The following is a 17,621-nucleotide window of genomic DNA, read 5'->3' on the forward strand; positions in this document are numbered from 1 at the left end:
GAATTGTAGCAATCTACGTTACAATTCCTTTTATTTTATTATGATCATTAAATAGGTTAGTAGGGGGTTATTTATAAGCTTTTTGTATTTGCTCTAGCTGTTCGATAGTTAAACCAATACCACCTTCACCGAAAAACCAACTGTTTGGTTCAAAAAGTGTAACATCATTATTTTTAATTGCTTTTGAATTTTTAATTACATCATTTTGTAATGCTTGAGGTATGACTTTATTCTGTCCATTAGCTTTTTTAGTTCTATCAATAACAAATAATTTATCAGGATTAATTTCATTTAAGTACTCATTAGAAATAAGTATGCCACTTGAATTAGCTTTCATTTGTTTATCAGCGTGTTTAATACCTAAATCTTTATTTAAGAAGCCTCCGAATCTTCCTGTAGGACCATATGTTTTTAAACCTTTATCATCAATATTTAAAAACAAGACTGATTGACCACCGATTCTTTGTTTAGTTTCAGCCACTTGGTCATCTAGTTCTGCAACTAATTTTTTTGCTTCGTTTTCCTTTTCAAAAATCCTACCAATATTTTCGGTGTTTTGTTTAATTGAAGCTATGTAATTATCATTTTGTGGACTTACAAAAACAATTTTAGCACTTGGAGCAGCTTTCTTCATTTCTTCCAAAGTTTTAGTATGAGCTTGTCTGAAAGAAGCAAAAATAACATCTGGTTTAGACTTTGCTAACTCATCATAATTAGGTTGCCCTGGATTGCCGATATTTTTATATTTACTATTTTTAAATGATTTTAGTCTATCTGGCAAAAATGAAGATCCTTGTCCCTTAGCAATAGCAACTATATGGTTTTCTAATTTTAATTGTTGCATTACATCTAACGCTCCATAATCCATTACTACAACTCGTTTAGGATTTACAGGAACCTCAACAGTCTCACGTTTCATTTCACCTCTATTATGATCTTTATTCTTATCTTTGAGCTCATAAGAAGTTTTGATTTTAACTGTTTGTTTTGATTCTTTATCACTATGAGCATTATTACAAGCACCTAAAAATAAGACACATAAAGCTGTTAACATAAAGAATACAAATTTATTCATATGTAATTCCTCCTTTAATATAGAAGTTAATTATATATTAAATGAAAACCATTATCAATTAGAGGTTTTATAATTCTTATTAATTGTGTTAAATTGAATTTGAAGGTGTTATTACACAAACACTATCAATGTATTCTACAGTAAAAGTAAATGGGAAAAACTAAATGAATATGCTAGAAACAACCAAGAAGTTATTCGACCTTAACATCAAGTGCATATATACAAAATCAAACGCACATCTGAACTACGTTTTGACCATAACGACTGTCAATTATAGGAATATTAAATAATTGTATCGAGTGTTTAAATAATAAACAAATAAAGCAATGAGCTAAACATTCAATTAGTATTGATACTAATAAAAAATCAAACTCATAGCTTGAGATAATGCAGATGGTTTAATTATTTAAGTAACAAAATTGTATTAGTATTTAACCAATAGATATAATAGAATTAAATATTTAGCAGTCAGTAAATAGCAAATAGGTCTATATATAATGAAATAGGGTCAAGAACTATAATTATATCAAAACACACATAACTTCCTATAATATATATTATGTAAACTAAAATGGATTTCAAAAATTTTACAACTTACATATGAACAATTTGCTTTAAATTACATTATTTGCTTTACGTATTAAACCTCGCTTATATATGCACATACTAATTATCATTTTAAAATCTTAGCTAGATACATATATAAACCTGCACGTATTTTACATACCGTAATTCATACCTAAGTTTGCTTAAAGTCATCAGTTTACAAGTTCTCTCAAAGATCCACATTTACAAAAGCAATTATTCATTTACAATATCTGTTTAAAACACACCGTATAACATCAAATAATACATAGTTGTTTATTTGCATTAATCGACTAACGATACACAGGCATCATATTTGATGCTCAGAAATCGAAATCTCAGCGTCAAAATTCAGACAATTAATAAAAAAAACAATTTTACGTAAATGTTTACTTTAATATGTGGTATTATACCTACCAGAACCTTCAATCCTTAAATAATGGTTTTGATTTTGCTATTACTTATATAGGGTTACATAACATAATTATAGTCTACTTAAAAATAGTGTTTTTTTCTCGTTTTTGGGTATATATTAGTTAGTTAAAAATTTAGGAGTGACATTTATGCAGCAATCTTCAACTATTAAATGGTCTAGTTTAATCATCGGCGTAATATTTCTTGTTATCGCGGTGTTTATTATAAGTTTTCCAGAAGAAAACTTATTTGCTATAACTTGGCTAATAGGTCTTTTATTTATAATTAATGGTTTTTTAGAAATATTTATAAGACAAGTAATCAAAAGAGCAGCACAACAAAGTTCGACAATGCTTATATTATTAGGTATTTTTAATATTATCTTTGGTTTATTAATCTTGTTCAATGTAGTAACAAGTACGACATTTATTGTTTATTTGTTTGCAATTTGGTTTATTATTAACGCAACTTTTAATATGTTTAATGTAACGCCTGTAGAAAAATCAAACAAAACTTTCCATATAATCTCAATTCTTTTAAATATTATAGCTATTTTATTCGGGGTTATATTATTATTTAATCCGCTCATAGCAGCTTTCATTATTGCAATATTTATTAGTGCTGTGTTCTTTATTATAGGTATCAGCTATATTATAGATGCATTACATTAATCGCTTTTTGTTTATTCAAGCAGCTATTATTTAGAGCAAGAAAACATTTGCAACTAAAAACACCCTGAACGCAATGGTTCAGGGTGTTTTTATGTGTTTTTTATTTTATAAAAAATATTTTTACTATAAAATTATTTTTATGCGTGAATGTTGAAATTGTTTTACTCTATGCTATACTAAATTACGTGGAGTACAACCAGAAACTAACTTCTCAGACTATTCCACACTTTAGTTCACTGTTATATTGGAATGCCATCCTAATATAACCAACTTCAGAACGAAAGAAAGCATACTGACCAGGGCTTAACATCATCAGTATGCTTTCTTTTTTTATTATTTTCTAACCTTTTTTCTTAAATTATTCAGTGTATTAAACAACCAGTATTTCGATTTCTTGATTGGTTTGTAGAAGTCACCGATTAATTCTTCGATTTGTACATTAAAACCACGTTTAAAGCGATAAACTCCGTAATCCTCACTATTTTCAGTGAAATCACCTGATAGTCCATAGAAATTATAACGTCCATATCCATGATCAAAACAATAATTCAACATAAACCAATGCATCATATAAGGTCCCATGTATTGGTTATATTTTTCTGAAGAACCACCTGAGAAATAATTTACTTCATACGCATTTGCGAAGTAAACACCTGCCGCTAGATTCAATATTGCCCCATCAGTTTGTCTTAATTCACTTGCTTGAAGCAATTCCTTTTTATCATGATCAATTTGTTTGTCTAACTCAGCAATTTTTTTCAATTGCTTATCTGATTTGTTTTCATTTTGCATCATTTGATCTCTACGCGCTTCTTTTTCATTAATACCCTCTTGCATATTATTAATATATTCATCTAAATCAATATATGCCAATGGTACTAACGCTTTATCCCCATAATTATCAATAAAATTATAAAAATATTCATCTGTTTTTGAAACAAAACCAGCACGTTCTTCCGTTTCACGATAAAGTTCCAAGAATACACCAAATTCTTCTCTTGGTAATAATCTTACTTTAACACCGTAATTAATTGCTTTATTTATGTTTCGCTTACGTTGACTATCGAACTGTTTTTTTAAGGAAGCTGGTGTTTCACCATCAAGATTCAATACACCCATCCATCTCACTTGGCTTGATGTGTCATATTCCGTTGTAAAACCATGATGCGTATAGTTGTGAGATTTAAATAAATTCACTAATGCATCATTCTTATCTTGATTCGGTAAAGGATTAATATCTTTATCGTAAATTTGATAAATCCAATATGGATCCATTTTTACATATAAGCAATTATGTTGTTGCAAATACGTATCTAATTCACGTAAATAAAAATCTACTAATCCCAAATCATTGTAATCCATCACTGGTCCACGATTTGAATAATAAACATAGCTTCCCATTGTAGGGATTTTAGAGAAAAGACTAGCAGCAATAACTTGATTGTCGTCATCTTTTAAGCCTAATAAAACAACTTGAAATCCATCTTCTTCTCTTGTCGCAATATTTTCTTTCACTTGAAAGTAATGACTCTCTAGTGCTGGATTCTGTACAAAATTGTCATATTCTTTGACAGTTAACTCTGTAAATTTCATTCTAGCTTAGTTCCCTTCTATTAAATGTTTATTTCTTTTTATCTTTAATTTTCTTTAATGTCGTATAAATTTTGTACATTGGTTTATTGATTGGTTTAATAAAATCACCAACATATTCCACTACATCCGCATTAAATCCTTTTTTAAATTTAACTACACCTGCGTCTTCTGCATCTTCAGTGAAATGACCACTAATTCCATAAAAATTATATCTATCAATATTATGATCAATGGCATAGTTAATCATCTTCCATTGAATGGCATAACTACCAGCAAAATGTCTAAACTCATTCGACGTTCCACCTGCATAATACACAACTTCATAAGGATTAATGATGAAATATGCTGCTGAGATTGGTAGTTCATTACCATGTTTCTCTTGTAAAACTTTAGCTTCATCGATTTTTTGTTGATTCGCTATAAGTTGTTTCTCTAGGTTATCTTTTTTGTTATATGCTTTTTTATTTTCAGGTCTTTTCTCGATATCTTTTACTGCTTTATTGATATCTTTGCTTAATACCTCACGTTCGGCTTGTAATTCTTCAATATATTCATCGAAATCCATATAAGCCAGTGGTACTAGAACGCGGCCCTTGTAATACCTTAATCTATTATAGTAAAAATCATCGTCTCTATCGTCAAAATCTTTACTTTCAGATGTATCTTCCATGAACGAGCGGAAAATTGGCAACTCATCTTCCCCTAAGAACCTTACTTTCACACCATTTTTTTGTACTTTTTTAGTATTACGTTTACGTAAACTATCCATACCATTTAATACATCTTTAGCTGTTTTGCCTACTAAATCCAGTACAGAGTGGAATCTAATTTGAATAATGGAATCGAAACCAGTTAAAAATCCTTGGTGTTTATATCCAAGCTGTTTCATTTTATCGAAAATCCAATCATGTCCTGCATTCTCCAATACATCACCATCATGATTACGGTATTGATATGCTAAATAAGGGTCAACTCTTAAATAAAGCGCATTATGTTTTTTTACATATTTAGATAGTTCATTGAAAAAGTAATGTACTAATTCTTTATTTTCAAAATCTATAACCGGACCTCTATTAGTGTAAAAATACTTAAAGAACTTCATTACTGGCACCGCAGTTAATAAACAAGCTGCAATGACTTCATTTTCATTATTTTTTATACCTACTAAATGCGTCTCCGTACTTTCTGCAATTTTCAATTCATAATTCCCTACCATTTGTGTGAAATGGCTATTTGGCATTTTATCTGTAAATGCGCCAAACTCTTTTGCAGTTAAATTTGTAAATTTCATTTTTGTATACTCCTAATTGTCTATAATTCTTTTTCGAGTTAAGCTTCAATCTTAATTATTATACAATATTCATTCATAAAACAAAATCATTACCCAGTCCACAATGTTTTATAATCGTGCTGTGTCTTACAATTATATCATTACTTCTATTCTAACAAAGTATTTATATTTAATCTTTCATCAGCATTATTTTAATTATTAAAAAGTGTTTTAATATTCATGTATTGACCAAAAGTATCTTAATAACAATATTTTAAAGAACAATATTTCCCTTTATATTACGCTTTTAACATAAACAGTCATGTTTACATTTATCTGTGCTTATTTAGCCCTTCTTCAACTATATTTAAATTCAAATATTACTGTATATTAGTCTACTTCTTAAAATATAATAAAAACTGGGAAACTTAATAAGTCTCCCAGTTTTTTATTTAGCACAAATAACTAATAAATTATCATTGTGTTTATTTTAATGCATCACGTAACGCTTTACCGATAGCAACGCTTGATTGTGGATTCTGTCCAGTGATAAATTGACTATCTGATTCTACGTGTTCGCTAAAGTTTTCTTTAGTTATGAATTTAGCACCTTGATTTTCTAATTCTGTTTGAGTTAAGAATGGTACTTTATTATCTAAGCCCATAGTACGTTCTTCTTCATCTGTAAATGAAGTAAGCGTAACACCATTAACTAAGAAATTACCTTGTTTATCTTTGGCACCAACAAATGCACTTGGTCCATGACATACAGATGAAATAATTTTATCTTCATCTTTAAAATCAGCTAATATTGATGATAATTGTTGGTTGTGTGCAAAATCAAATACCGTACCATGACCACCAGGTAGGTACACAGCGTCATACTGAGCTACATCTACTTCTGCAATACTAGGTACATCTTTAATTTTTGCTACAAATTCTGCATATTTATCAAGTTCGTTATTTTGTGTTGAATTTGGATCTAACGGAACTGCTCCACCTTCGATAGAAGTTAAATCTACAGCAATGTCAGCCTCTGTTAATATATTATAAGGCTCGCTCGCCTCTTCTAACCATAATCCTGTTGGTGTTCCATCTTCATATTGATCTCTGCTTGTTAGTATGAATAAAACTTTTTTACTCATTTTATATCACCTCTTTATAAAATAAGGATTATCATCGATACAATATATACCAAGAATCCTCTGATAATCTGTTACCCTTATTTTAACAAATCTATACATAAAATTATTGTGGAATTTTATTGATTAAGTGCATTTCTTATAGATTTCAAGTAATTCAATATATTTTTTTCACTATCATTTTCAAATCGTTTAACAATTTCACTACCTATAACTACACCATCTGATGACTCTGTAATATCTTTAACATGTTCCGGTGTTCGTATACCAAAACCAGCAACTACGGGTACCTCAGATTTATCTTTTATTTTTTTAATTCTATCTTTTAAATCTGGATGAAATTTACCATTTTCACCAGTTGTTGCATTCATCGTTACAGTGTATATAAAACCCTCTGCATCTTTAGCAATTTGATTACTTCGAGATTCAGATGTCGTCATAGCAATTAATGAGATTATTTTTGTATTTCTTTGTGGATGGCGTTCTTTAAATTGTTGCACTAATTCATGTGGTAAGTCAGGGATAATTAATCCGTATACACCAGCACGTTCACATGCTTGTAAAAAGTCTGATTCACCATAGTAATTGATGATATTATAATACGTCATTAATACATAGTCACTTTGAATTTCATCACGATGTTTTGTGAGTTGATCCAAAATGAATTGTATATTCACACCTTCTTGAATTGCTTTATTACCCGCATCCATAATGACAGGGCCATCAGCTACTGGATCTGAAAAAGGCACCCCCACTTCAATAATATCGGCACCTACATTACTTAATGTTTTCACATTTTCAATAAAATGCTTATTCCCCATAACATAAGGTATAAATAATTTATGCATGTTTGTCACCGTCCTGTTTCATATAATTTCTAATTGTTTCCATATCCTTATCACCACGACCTGATACTGTAACAACTAAGATTTCATCTGAGTTCATAGTCGGTGCTAATGTTTCTACATAACTTAAAGCATGCGCGCTTTCAATAGCAGGAATAATGCCTTCAGCTTTAGTGAATCTAACAAGTGCATCCATCGCTTGTTTATCACTCGCAGTTGCATACTTCACTCTGCCGATATCATGATAATACGAATGCTCAGGACCAACGCCAGGATAATCTAATCCAGCTGAAATAGAGTGTGCTAATTCAATTTGACCATGCTCATCTTGAATCAAGTACATCTTGGTACCGTGTAACACGCCTTCTTTACCTTTATTTATTGCTAATGCATGTTTGTCAGAATCAAAACCTTCACCAGCTGCTTCGACGCCATATAGCTTTACATCCTCTTCGACAAACGGATAAAACGTTCCAATCGCATTTGATCCTCCACCAACACAAGCAACAATTGCGTCAGGTAAGCGACCTTCAATTTCTTTAACTTGCGCTTTGATCTCAGTACCTATAATTTTTTGGAAGTCTCTTACAATAGTAGGAAATGGATCTGGACCTAATGCAGAACCTAATAAATAATGCGTATCTTCTACATGACTGACCCAATATTGCAGTGCCTTGTTCACTGCATCGGATAATGTTCCTTGACCTTCAGTTACTGGTTCTACTTTTGCACCTAATAATTCCATTCGAAAAACATTTAGTGATTGTCTCTTAATATCTTCTTCACCCATAAATACAACAAGTTCCATATCAAACAACGCAGCTACTGTTGCACTAGCCACGCCATGTTGACCTGCACCTGTTTCAGCAACCAGTTTGTTTTTGCCCATACGTTTAGCCAACAGTGCTTGTCCAAGCGCGTTATTTATTTTGTGTGCGCCAGTATGGTTTAAGTCTTCACGTTTCAAATAGATTTTGGCACCACCTAATGATTCCGAGTATGACTTAGCATAAGTCAATGGCGTTTCACGACCTACATAATCTTTTAAATAACCATCGAGTTCTTCTTGAAATTTGGGATCTTCTTTTGCCTCTTGGTATGCCTGCTTAAGTTCTTGTACTGCTGGCATTAATGTTTCTGGTACATATTGTCCACCATAATTACCAAAGAAACCAAACTCATCTACTTCTGTTTGGATGTTTTTCACCATAATTAATTAGCTCCTTTTACTAGTTCTATTATTGATTGCATTTTACATATATCTTTAACATTATTCGTTTCTATACCACTAGCAATATCATAACCACTGTGTTGAAGTGATAATTTTTCTATCTTTTTAATATTCTCATAATTGATACCTCCCGCAATCAAATAATCAATATCATTAACAACTTCAAGTATTTCCCAATCATAGACTTTTCCTGTGCCGCCATAGTTTTGTGATGGTGTGTCTATAATAAATTGGTCTATTACATGTTTATAATATTCAATTGCTGTCAGTAATGATGCACTATCTTTAGCTGGCAAAGCTTTAATAATCTTTATAGCCTTACTTTTTTGTCTTATATATGAGATTGTGGCTAATGGTTCCTCCCCGTGTAATTGAATTGATGTAATACCAGTTTCTTCTATTAAATTGTCTATCACATCATAATCTGGATTCACCAAGATAACTACCTTTTCCTTATCATCAGGGATAACATCTGTAAATTGTCTAATGGTTTGAATATCAACAAATCGCTTACTTTTGGGAAAATGGATAAAACCCATAGCATCGATGTCTAAATCTTTTGCTTTCTTCACATCAGCTAGCTGACGAAAACCACAAAATTTTAACTTCATTCCTTCACCTTATTTAATTTTAATCCTGGTAAAAACTGGCTTAAATCATCACATTTCATTAACGATTCACCAATCAATAAACCATCTATACCAGAATCAACAACATTCGCTACATCTTGTTCATCACGAATGCCACTTTCTGAAATATAATAATAACCATCTTTTTTATTTTCTAAAATTTCATTAGTATGCAAGACATCTGTAACAAATCTTTTTAGATCTCGATTATTCACACCAATAATTTGTGGATTTAGCTGATAAGCACGTGATAACTCTTCTTTATCATGCACCTCAACAAGTACTTCTAAATTTAATGAAGTTGCATATTGATATAACTCTTTTAATTGCTGATCAGTTAAGACATTGACAATCAATAGAATAATTGAAGCACCTGCTTTTTTAGCTACATCTATTTGTACTTTATCTACGACAAAGTCTTTACATAATACTGGTAAGTCAGTTTGAGTAGTTAAGGATTGTAAACGTTCATAGCTACCACCAAAGTACTGCTCATCAGTTAATATTGAGACTGCGTTTGCTCCGTTTGCTTCATAATCTTTAACTTGTTGCACTAAATCTCTACCAGGTAATTCATTTAATGTTGGGCTTTTAGATTTAATTTCTGCAATAACTGCTAAACGATTCGATTCATCTATTTGTGCTTTAAATGTAGTTTTATGTGAAATATCTACATCATCAAGTATTTTTAATTTTTCTTCATAATAGCCCTGTTTAAGCAAATCCTTTTTATATAATACGATTTCATCCAATATAGTCATACGTTTTTCCTCCCATTTTGTTATATTGTGCCAATGCTTCACCTTCATCAATCAATCTCTGTGCTTTACATACGCCTTCTTGAATTGTACTCACTTGCTCAGATACATATAATGCAATACCAGCATTCAATACAACGACATCTCTTTTGGCACTGCGATCTGTTCCATTCAAAATATTTTTAGTAATTTCTAAATTTTCAGCTGGTGAACCACCAATTAAATCTTCATTTGGCGCATAATCTAACCCAACATCGTTAGCATTTAAAGTGTAAGTTTTAACTTTTTCATTTGTGTTTACTTCATATATTATATTGTCTCCAGACAAGGTTGCTTCATCCATACCATTAGCCCCATACACTACAATTGCTTTTTTGCGCCCTAAATCTGCTAACGTTTGAGCAATTTTGTCTAGTTTTGAAGTTTCATAGACACCCATAACTTGATAATCTAATTTAAATGGATTTATCATCGGTCCTGTTATATTAAAAATCGTTGGATTACTCATATGTTTTCTTATAGGTTGTATTTGCTTCATAATTGGATATGTTTCTGTCGCACTCAAAAATGCTAAACCTGTATCGGCTAATTGACTCGGTGTCTGTTCTACAGAAGTAGTTTGAATTTGCATCGCATTGAGTAAATCTGTACTTCCTGATGATGATGTAACACTCTTATTACCATGTTTAATAACTGGAACCTTGGCACTCGCGATTATAAAAGAGACAGTAGTTGAAATATTAAAGCTATTAGATTTATCTCCACCAGTACCGCAAACACACATACTATTTGGATAGTAAGGCTGTTGATCATACATAGAATGAATCAAACTTTTAGCAATGTATGTTAATTCTTCCTGTGTAATTTCTTTTTCGGAAAACGAAGTTAAATATTCTATTTTCACTTCATCTTTCACATCTTCAGAAATAAGTAACTCAATAAACGCATTCATTTGTCGTTGATTTAATGGTTTATATTGATTGAGTAATGCTTGTAATTCCATGACTTTCAACCTCCTCTACTATATTTAAAAAGTTTTTAATAATTTGTTCTCCAAATTCAGTTGCAAATGATTCAGGATGATATTGAATGCCGAAATGTAATAACTGCAAATGTTCGAATGATTGAATACAATCATTCGTTTTTGCTGTAATTGCTAAAGATTCAGGCATCATTTGTGGATCGCTAATAAGTGAATGGTATCTCATTATTTCAGAATATTCTGGAATATCACTGTATAACTTTGTCTCTTTTATGATTTGCATTTGATCTTTTTTACCATGCATAATATTTTCACTTTGGATTACGTCTCCTTGATGATAACAAGTTAACGCTTGTGCACCCAAGCACACACCTAATATAGGTTTATTTTCATAGTGCTTAATAATATTTATTAGATTATCTGTATCTAACGGATGACCAGGACCTGGTGATATCACTATACCTTCAACATCTAAATTGTATATACTAGGGTCATCTGGATACTTAATAATCACTTCTTTATGTTGTGCTATCATATTCACTAAATTATAAGTAAAAGAATCATAGTTATCGACAATTAATATCATGGTGATACCTCCAATAAACTTTTGGCTTTCAGTTTCGTTTCTTCAAGCTCTTTTTCAGGTATAGAGTCAAATACTACACCGCAGCCTGCTTGAACATTCACATGTGTTTCATCAATCATCATCGTTCTTATTGCTAATGCAAAATCTAAATCATGATTACAATTAATATAACCAATACCACCACTATAAACGCCACGCTTATGTGGTTGTGATTCGTAGATACGTTGAATCGCTCTGAGTTTTGGTGCACCCGAAACCGTGCCTGTTGGCAATAAACTCGCAATTACAGTCATTGGAGAATAATTATTTTTTAATTTGCCAGTTACTTCACTCACGATGTGCATTACATGTTCATAGCGTTCGATTGTCATTAGTTTTTGGATTTTTGACGTTCCTGTTTGACTTACTCTATGAATGTCATTGCGTCCTAAATCAACTAACATACTATGTTCACTTAATTCTTTATCATCATTTTTCAACTGCGTTTCATTTAATTTATCCTCATCTTCGGTAGCACCTCTTTTAATTGTTCCAGCAATTGGATTAGTGATTACCGTTTCACCTTGTACCTTTACAAAACTCTCAGGCGAACTTCCAACAATAATAGGTTGGTCCATATTCATATAATACATATATGGACTTGGATTTTGCCGTTTTAGATTTTGATAAAGTTGATACGACAATTGTTGTAGCTGTTGTCCAAAAAAGTGTTCATAGCTATAAATAATCGATGGTACTACTTGGAACATATCTCCTTGTTGGATAAGTGTTTTCATATGTTCAACCGTTTCAATAAATTGTGTTGGTGCCATATTAGATTTTATTTCCTTCTCTGTTAAAGGATGTTCAATTTGTGTTGGATAAATATTAATTTTTCGCAATTCTGCCACACGACGTTGCACACGTTCCTGTAATTGTGAGTCATTGTCATTGGAAAATAAGTTCGTCGCTATAACATATAAGTGCTCTTTATAATGATCAAAAATATAAACATCCTCTACCATATAAAACTTCGTATCGTGTTGTGGATGATCTGCTAATTTAATTTGCTTTAATACCGGAAATTCATGTCTCACTAGATCAAAACTACATGACCCTACGAACCCTGATATAAATGGTAATTGCGCCAATATTTCGTCATCTATAGCCGTTTTGTATTGGTCAATCAGTTCCTTCATCTTGCCATATGGTTGGTTACGTTCTATGTTTATTCCGTTCGGTGTTTCTACAGTCATTACGTCATTATCTAAAGTAATAGACCCATACGTGTCGAATATGACAATGGAATAACGCCCTTTTAATTGAGATTGATCTGAACTTTCTAGAATTATTTTATTATTTCTTAACCTTGCTAGAGCTTCTGGGGTAACTTCAGCATTTAATTTTTGATATTGTACTTTCATATTACTTTCCTCCTTATAAAAAAATCAGCATCCTTAAACAATGTTTAAGGACGCTGACGCGCGGTACCACCTAAAATTAGTAGATATCTATTTTATTAAAAATCATCTACTCTCTCTTTGTTTATTCATTTTTAATCCAACAAAACCCAATTTCAGTATAAGTAGGTGTTAGTTCTCATCAACCACTAACTTTCTGCAACTACCTAATCATCACTTACTTCATTTTGTCTTCCAATTCAGTTCAATTTTAATATAAAAAAACACCACACTAACGCATACTGTAAGGACGCGTTACCGTGGTGCCACCTTAGTTAACAAATTTATTGTTCACTTTAATTGCTATTTAATTTTCATTTAAAAGCCCAATTCACAATATATGCAGTGCTAATTTCCATCAACCATTAGCTTTCTTATTGCTACATCACATATTTGCTACGTTATCTTTCAAATGGCAACTTTTGTTGCGATAAGTAATTAAGTAAAATCCTACTAGTATAAATCGACTTTGTCAACAGTTAAATTTAATTTCATAAATTTAATTGTCGTTTTCAAAGGTGTGTTAGTTATTAAAAACCTTGTATTCACAACTTTTATCGTAATCTATCTTCGTTATTTTGATATTTTTCGTAATTATCTTTCGGTGCTACTTTCTTAATAATATTTGCACCAATTGCGAATAAAAATAAGAATATAATTGGATGATATTGAAATTTATGATCTACAAATGTTACATATACAGCATATGACAACACTAAAAGCCAAAATATAGTTAAAAGTACAGTTCTCAAACTCGATCTTTTCATAATCTTTTTATCTCCCAAATGTCATTTTCCTTTTTACAACAAAATTTTATTTATAATTCGTTCTAACTACTTACTCTCCATTTTAAAGCTATCATAGTAAGATGCAATAGCTAAAGTGAAAATTGTGGTTAGATGCTGTGAGAGATAATTTTAAAAGTAATGATCTCATTTCTGATTTTACTTATTTTAACTTTTTCTTTGGATTAAACAATAATTTGCATTATTCCCTTCATTGTACCTTTAAATATATTTCTTCATAGAAACAATATGTAACGACTTATTATTCGGTTTATCAATAGTATAATTATCAAATATAAAATAGCCTATATCTTTATAGAGACTAACATTTCTTTTTATATTCATACGAACTTTACATATAATTTCTGATACACCTTTATTTTTTGCATATATTTCTAATGACTTTAACAAATGCTTTCCTACCCCATTTCCTTGGTATAAAGGATCTACAGATAGACGATAAAAATTCATTTTACAATTATCTATTTTAAATCTAGCCATTGCCACTGGTTCATCTGACTCATATACGATTAAAGCTTTTTCTCGTTCTTCCAATAACGCTACACTAATACTCTTTTCTGTTTCCTCTAGAGCGCTAGATGGAATCTCATCATTTTTGTATTCTGAAAATGCTTTAATCATCAACTTGTGAATTATTGGTGCATCAGAAATCGTTGCTTCTTTAAAGTACATATTTATTCATCCCCTCTTCGACTAGAAATCGTTATAAACAATTTGGTTCATATTATTAATTGCTGTTGTAAAGGCAATGCCAAATACTCCAATCCAAAAGGCTATAGTTATTTAATATAATTAAATAACTATAAATCTTACAATTTAAATAATTTTATGTATTTTATGATAGTTCCACTATAACACTTAATTTCATTAAATTATGAATTATACATATGCGAAAAATTGTATGCTTTTGTATAACTCCTCATATTATTCACAATATAAGTAAACAATAAACTCTATAATAGTTATATAATTCAATCCCTTTTTAATAACCTCACTCTAGTGAAACATTATTTCACTAAATTCATCTATTCAATTTGCATTGGACAATCTGTTTAAAAATATTACTTTTCAAGCACAATAAACAAAATTAATTTATAAATTGTGCAATTTTTATACTAAATACTTATATTATTTGCTAATATGAATACATACTATATTTCATTCTTACTGGGGAGTTGAATTTTATTTAATTCATTAGAATAAAAATATGATATGAATGTGTTGTTTATTTATTTCAAAACATAAAGGAGTTTCTTATATAAGAAAAATTTCTATAAATTAAATTTAACGATGATTAATTAAAAATTCTACAAGGCAAAACATAGAAAATACTGTTTACTATTACTAAAGGGAAATTAAAGCCTCGAATCGAAGCATTATGTTAAATTTTATATTGTTCGGAATATAAAATTATCTTGATTAAACGGGGTTCTTATTATTTAAGGAGTTTAAAATAATGATATATACAGTTACAAGTACACTTCCTCCAGTGCACGGCGGAAGAACAAAATCTTTATTGGGAAGAACAAAATTTTTAGATGAAGAATTAGGTGTCCCTTCCACAATATTAACTACCAATTACAATCCTAATTATAATGATGTATATGCAAGTTTTTTTAAAGAAGAGAAAGTTACTGAAAACATAAAATATGAAAATATATACGACTGGTTAGCTAATTATAAGTTACTAACATCACCTCGAAGCAAAATACTAAAGAAAATCAAATATATAGAAACACCACTTGAAATGAACGATTTGAAATATAAGTTTGGGAAAACTAATAATATTGTACGTTACTACGATAGTGACGATTCATATGTTTTATATAGAAGATATTTTAAAGACAGTAATATATTAGAGTTTGAAGACTTTATGTCTCCTATTAGTAAGAAGAGAATTCAGCGTTGGCAATATAACAATTATGGAGTATTACATAAAAAAATCTACTACTCTCCTAATAGTTATAAAAAAATTGCCGAAGAATTTTTTGATGCAAATGAAATAATTTATTGTAAGAAATTCTTTGAAGATAATGATGCTAACAATGTAATTCAAATACAAACTTATAAGGACGATCGGCCACACAAAACATTTAAAACTGAAAAACAATTATTCCAGTATTATTTTGATAACAAATTCAGTGAAAATGATACAGTGTTTTGTGATGCTAGATTACTTGATAAACCATTACTCAACAAAAAAATCAACACTAAGAATATACTTGTTTTCCACAGTAGTCACATGAATACTGATAAGGTTGAACAATCCTATAAATTTGCACTAGAAAACCATCATAAAGTCTCTAAATATTTACTTTTAACTAATAAACAAAAAAATGATATACAAAACGTTAGCAGTATTAGCTCAGATAAAATTTCTGTAATACCCCACTTTATAAACTCTAATCCATATTCTAATAATGTAGTGAAAGAAGATAGGTTTGTGTTTATAGGAAGAATTGCTGAAGAGAAACAAATTGTTCATATACTAAAAGCGTATTCTAAGTTTTTAGAAAGTGGTTACAATACTTCATTGGATATTTATGGACGAGGCGAATTTGGTCAAGTTTCAGTAATTGAGAATTTGATATTCGATCTTGGCATCCAAAACGAGGTGCATATTCATGGTTTTACAAATGATCCTACATCTGAATTTCAAAAATCTAAAGCTTCACTGTTAACAAGCTCCTTTGAAGGATTCGGCCTATCTGTAATGGAAAGTATAAATGTGGGGTGTCCTGTCATTTCATACGCTATAAAGTACGGACCCTCTGAAATAATTGATCATGGTAAAAATGGCTACCTTGTAGAAAAAAACAATATAGAACAATTAACTAAATATATGATAGATATTATTGAAAATCCATTAAACAATATTAAAACGAAACCTGAATTAACTTTTGATAGTGCCAAAAATAATTATAAACAGTTATTTAGCTCAATAGGCTATAACTTATAATTTTATATTAAGAAATTGCATATATGATGATCCTTAGATAAATTGAGATTGTTAATATGAAAGTTTAAGATATCTTTAATAAAAAACTCATATTTTAACAAATCACTAAATAATAAAACTCTCATTCTTAAAATTTGAGTTATCCCCATTTTTCAAAGTGTATTTTAACAAATCATTTCTACTTAATATAAACCATTATTTCTAAATACTATTTTTAAGATAAAATTAAAGACCACCACCTATATAAGGCGTGGTCTTTTTGTGTAAATTGTAGTAATAAATCATATGAACTTTGTGTGTATGTTTATTATCAATTATTACTCATATTTCAAATTAAGTCTTTTCCTTCTATCTTATCTAATTCTTTTTCCGTCTTTTTCTTGTTATCTTTTTGTGCGCTATCCCATTGGCCAAGTAGAAATAATAGTCCTATAATGCCAAATATTATAGCTACCCATATATTTAGCCCTAACTTTTCTGATAAATACAAATAGATAAGAACGATTACAAATATAACAGGTACAATTGCCCCCACTATCTTATTTCCTGTTCTAGATAAAAAATATTGAATTGCTAATAACACCGCATAAAATATTGCTGGTGATAGTATTGCTAAATTATTCATGACAAATCAAG

16 protein-coding genes are annotated in these 17,621 nt (G+C 30.2%); 2 read left to right on the forward strand and 14 right to left on the reverse strand.

Annotated elements, in window-relative coordinates:
* Positions 1 to 67: 67 nt before the first annotated feature.
* Positions 68 to 1,075: a siderophore ABC transporter substrate-binding protein gene (locus ACSUE0_RS04755; RefSeq protein ID WP_436956305.1), complete on the reverse strand. Its 1,008-nt coding sequence runs from the start codon at positions 1,073 to 1,075 to the stop codon at positions 68 to 70.
* A gap of 1,148 nt (positions 1,076 to 2,223) precedes the next feature.
* Here ACSUE0_RS04755 and ACSUE0_RS04760 point away from each other — a divergent pair.
* The gene (locus tag ACSUE0_RS04760; RefSeq protein WP_119614836.1) at positions 2,224 to 2,745 is read left to right on the forward strand and encodes an HdeD family acid-resistance protein; all 522 of its coding nucleotides are present in this window, start codon (positions 2,224 to 2,226) and stop codon (positions 2,743 to 2,745) included.
* Between the two features lie 333 nt (positions 2,746 to 3,078).
* On the opposite strand, the gene ACSUE0_RS04765 is transcribed toward ACSUE0_RS04760, so the two are convergent.
* From ACSUE0_RS04765 to ACSUE0_RS04820, 12 genes are all read right to left on the reverse strand, one after another.
* A complete protein-coding gene (locus ACSUE0_RS04765) occupies positions 3,079 to 4,338 on the reverse strand; it encodes an aminoacyltransferase (protein ID WP_436956307.1) in 1,260 nt (419 codons plus the stop codon).
* Between the two features lie 28 nt (positions 4,339 to 4,366).
* Positions 4,367 to 5,629, reverse strand: a complete 1,263-nt coding sequence (locus tag ACSUE0_RS04770; protein ID WP_119615278.1) for an aminoacyltransferase — start codon at positions 5,627 to 5,629, stop codon at positions 4,367 to 4,369.
* A 464-nt stretch (positions 5,630 to 6,093) separates the two neighbouring features.
* Positions 6,094 to 6,753: a type 1 glutamine amidotransferase domain-containing protein gene (locus tag ACSUE0_RS04775; protein ID WP_436956309.1), complete on the reverse strand. Its 660-nt coding sequence runs from the start codon at positions 6,751 to 6,753 to the stop codon at positions 6,094 to 6,096.
* A 116-nt stretch (positions 6,754 to 6,869) separates the two neighbouring features.
* Positions 6,870 to 7,598, reverse strand: coding sequence for a tryptophan synthase subunit alpha (trpA, locus tag ACSUE0_RS04780; RefSeq protein ID WP_436956311.1), 729 nt, complete (start codon positions 7,596 to 7,598; stop codon positions 6,870 to 6,872).
* Complete coding sequence (trpB, locus tag ACSUE0_RS04785) at positions 7,591 to 8,805, reverse strand: tryptophan synthase subunit beta (protein ID WP_119614963.1); 1,215 nt, start codon at positions 8,803 to 8,805, stop codon at positions 7,591 to 7,593. Before trpB ends, trpA begins: the two co-directional genes overlap by 8 nt.
* Positions 8,806 to 8,807: 2 nt before the next feature.
* Entirely contained in the window at positions 8,808 to 9,437 is a 630-nt protein-coding gene (locus tag ACSUE0_RS04790) for a phosphoribosylanthranilate isomerase (RefSeq protein ID WP_436956313.1), read from the reverse strand.
* Positions 9,434 to 10,216: an indole-3-glycerol phosphate synthase TrpC gene (gene trpC / locus ACSUE0_RS04795; protein ID WP_436956315.1), complete on the reverse strand. Its 783-nt coding sequence runs from the start codon at positions 10,214 to 10,216 to the stop codon at positions 9,434 to 9,436. Before trpC ends, ACSUE0_RS04790 begins: the two co-directional genes overlap by 4 nt.
* A complete protein-coding gene (gene trpD / locus ACSUE0_RS04800) occupies positions 10,200 to 11,216 on the reverse strand; it encodes an anthranilate phosphoribosyltransferase (RefSeq protein WP_436956317.1) in 1,017 nt (338 codons plus the stop codon). The genes trpC and trpD overlap by 17 nt, the downstream gene beginning before the upstream one ends.
* Positions 11,185 to 11,781, reverse strand: a complete 597-nt coding sequence (locus tag ACSUE0_RS04805) for an anthranilate synthase component II (RefSeq protein ID WP_436956319.1) — start codon at positions 11,779 to 11,781, stop codon at positions 11,185 to 11,187. The genes trpD and ACSUE0_RS04805 overlap by 32 nt, the downstream gene beginning before the upstream one ends.
* Positions 11,778 to 13,184, reverse strand: a complete 1,407-nt coding sequence (locus ACSUE0_RS04810; RefSeq protein WP_119614958.1) for an anthranilate synthase component I — start codon at positions 13,182 to 13,184, stop codon at positions 11,778 to 11,780. The genes ACSUE0_RS04805 and ACSUE0_RS04810 overlap by 4 nt, the downstream gene beginning before the upstream one ends.
* 590 nt (positions 13,185 to 13,774) lie before the next feature.
* On the reverse strand, positions 13,775 to 13,987 hold the full coding sequence (locus ACSUE0_RS04815) for a hypothetical protein (protein ID WP_436956321.1): 213 nt from the start codon (positions 13,985 to 13,987) through the stop codon (positions 13,775 to 13,777).
* Between the two features lie 240 nt (positions 13,988 to 14,227).
* Positions 14,228 to 14,698, reverse strand: a complete 471-nt coding sequence (locus ACSUE0_RS04820; RefSeq protein ID WP_436956323.1) for a GNAT family N-acetyltransferase — start codon at positions 14,696 to 14,698, stop codon at positions 14,228 to 14,230.
* A 784-nt stretch (positions 14,699 to 15,482) separates the two neighbouring features.
* On the opposite strand from ACSUE0_RS04820, the gene ACSUE0_RS04825 reads away from it, so the two are divergent.
* Positions 15,483 to 16,985 carry a glycosyltransferase gene (locus tag ACSUE0_RS04825; RefSeq protein ID WP_436956325.1) on the forward strand — a complete coding sequence of 501 codons (1,503 nt, stop codon included), beginning with the start codon at positions 15,483 to 15,485 and terminating at the stop codon, positions 16,983 to 16,985.
* 328 nt (positions 16,986 to 17,313) lie between these two features.
* Here the strand turns inward: ACSUE0_RS04825 and ACSUE0_RS04830 are convergent, their stop codons facing one another.
* On the reverse strand, positions 17,314 to 17,610 hold the full coding sequence (locus ACSUE0_RS04830) for a hypothetical protein (protein ID WP_119614705.1): 297 nt from the start codon (positions 17,608 to 17,610) through the stop codon (positions 17,314 to 17,316).
* Positions 17,611 to 17,621: the final 11 nt, after the last annotated feature.

This window comes from Staphylococcus sp. AS1337 (assembly GCF_051408735.1).
Lineage (GTDB): Bacteria > Bacillota > Bacilli > Staphylococcales > Staphylococcaceae > Staphylococcus > Staphylococcus xylosus_B.

What these genes read in the sequence shown, in the direction of transcription:
- ACSUE0_RS04755 (WP_436956305.1), bottom strand. Translation starts at nt 1,075, where the DNA reads ATGAATAAATTTGTATTCTTTATGTTAACAGCTTTATGTGTCTTATTT.
- ACSUE0_RS04760 (WP_119614836.1), top strand. Translation starts at nt 2,224, where the DNA reads ATGCAGCAATCTTCAACTATTAAATGGTCTAGTTTAATCATCGGCGTA.
- ACSUE0_RS04765 (WP_436956307.1), bottom strand. Translation starts at nt 4,338, where the DNA reads ATGAAATTTACAGAGTTAACTGTCAAAGAATATGACAATTTTGTACAG.
- ACSUE0_RS04770 (WP_119615278.1), bottom strand. Translation starts at nt 5,629, where the DNA reads ATGAAATTTACAAATTTAACTGCAAAAGAGTTTGGCGCATTTACAGAT.
- ACSUE0_RS04775 (WP_436956309.1), bottom strand. Translation starts at nt 6,753, where the DNA reads ATGAGTAAAAAAGTTTTATTCATACTAACAAGCAGAGATCAATATGAA.
- trpA (WP_436956311.1), bottom strand. Translation starts at nt 7,598, where the DNA reads ATGCATAAATTATTTATACCTTATGTTATGGGGAATAAGCATTTTATT.
- trpB (WP_119614963.1), bottom strand. Translation starts at nt 8,805, where the DNA reads ATGGTGAAAAACATCCAAACAGAAGTAGATGAGTTTGGTTTCTTTGGT.
- ACSUE0_RS04790 (WP_436956313.1), bottom strand. Translation starts at nt 9,437, where the DNA reads ATGAAGTTAAAATTTTGTGGTTTTCGTCAGCTAGCTGATGTGAAGAAA.
- trpC (WP_436956315.1), bottom strand. Translation starts at nt 10,216, where the DNA reads ATGACTATATTGGATGAAATCGTATTATATAAAAAGGATTTGCTTAAA.
- trpD (WP_436956317.1), bottom strand. Translation starts at nt 11,216, where the DNA reads ATGGAATTACAAGCATTACTCAATCAATATAAACCATTAAATCAACGA.
- ACSUE0_RS04805 (WP_436956319.1), bottom strand. Translation starts at nt 11,781, where the DNA reads ATGATATTAATTGTCGATAACTATGATTCTTTTACTTATAATTTAGTG.
- ACSUE0_RS04810 (WP_119614958.1), bottom strand. Translation starts at nt 13,184, where the DNA reads ATGAAAGTACAATATCAAAAATTAAATGCTGAAGTTACCCCAGAAGCT.
- ACSUE0_RS04815 (WP_436956321.1), bottom strand. Translation starts at nt 13,987, where the DNA reads ATGAAAAGATCGAGTTTGAGAACTGTACTTTTAACTATATTTTGGCTT.
- ACSUE0_RS04820 (WP_436956323.1), bottom strand. Translation starts at nt 14,698, where the DNA reads ATGTACTTTAAAGAAGCAACGATTTCTGATGCACCAATAATTCACAAG.
- ACSUE0_RS04825 (WP_436956325.1), top strand. Translation starts at nt 15,483, where the DNA reads ATGATATATACAGTTACAAGTACACTTCCTCCAGTGCACGGCGGAAGA.
- ACSUE0_RS04830 (WP_119614705.1), bottom strand. Translation starts at nt 17,610, where the DNA reads ATGAATAATTTAGCAATACTATCACCAGCAATATTTTATGCGGTGTTA.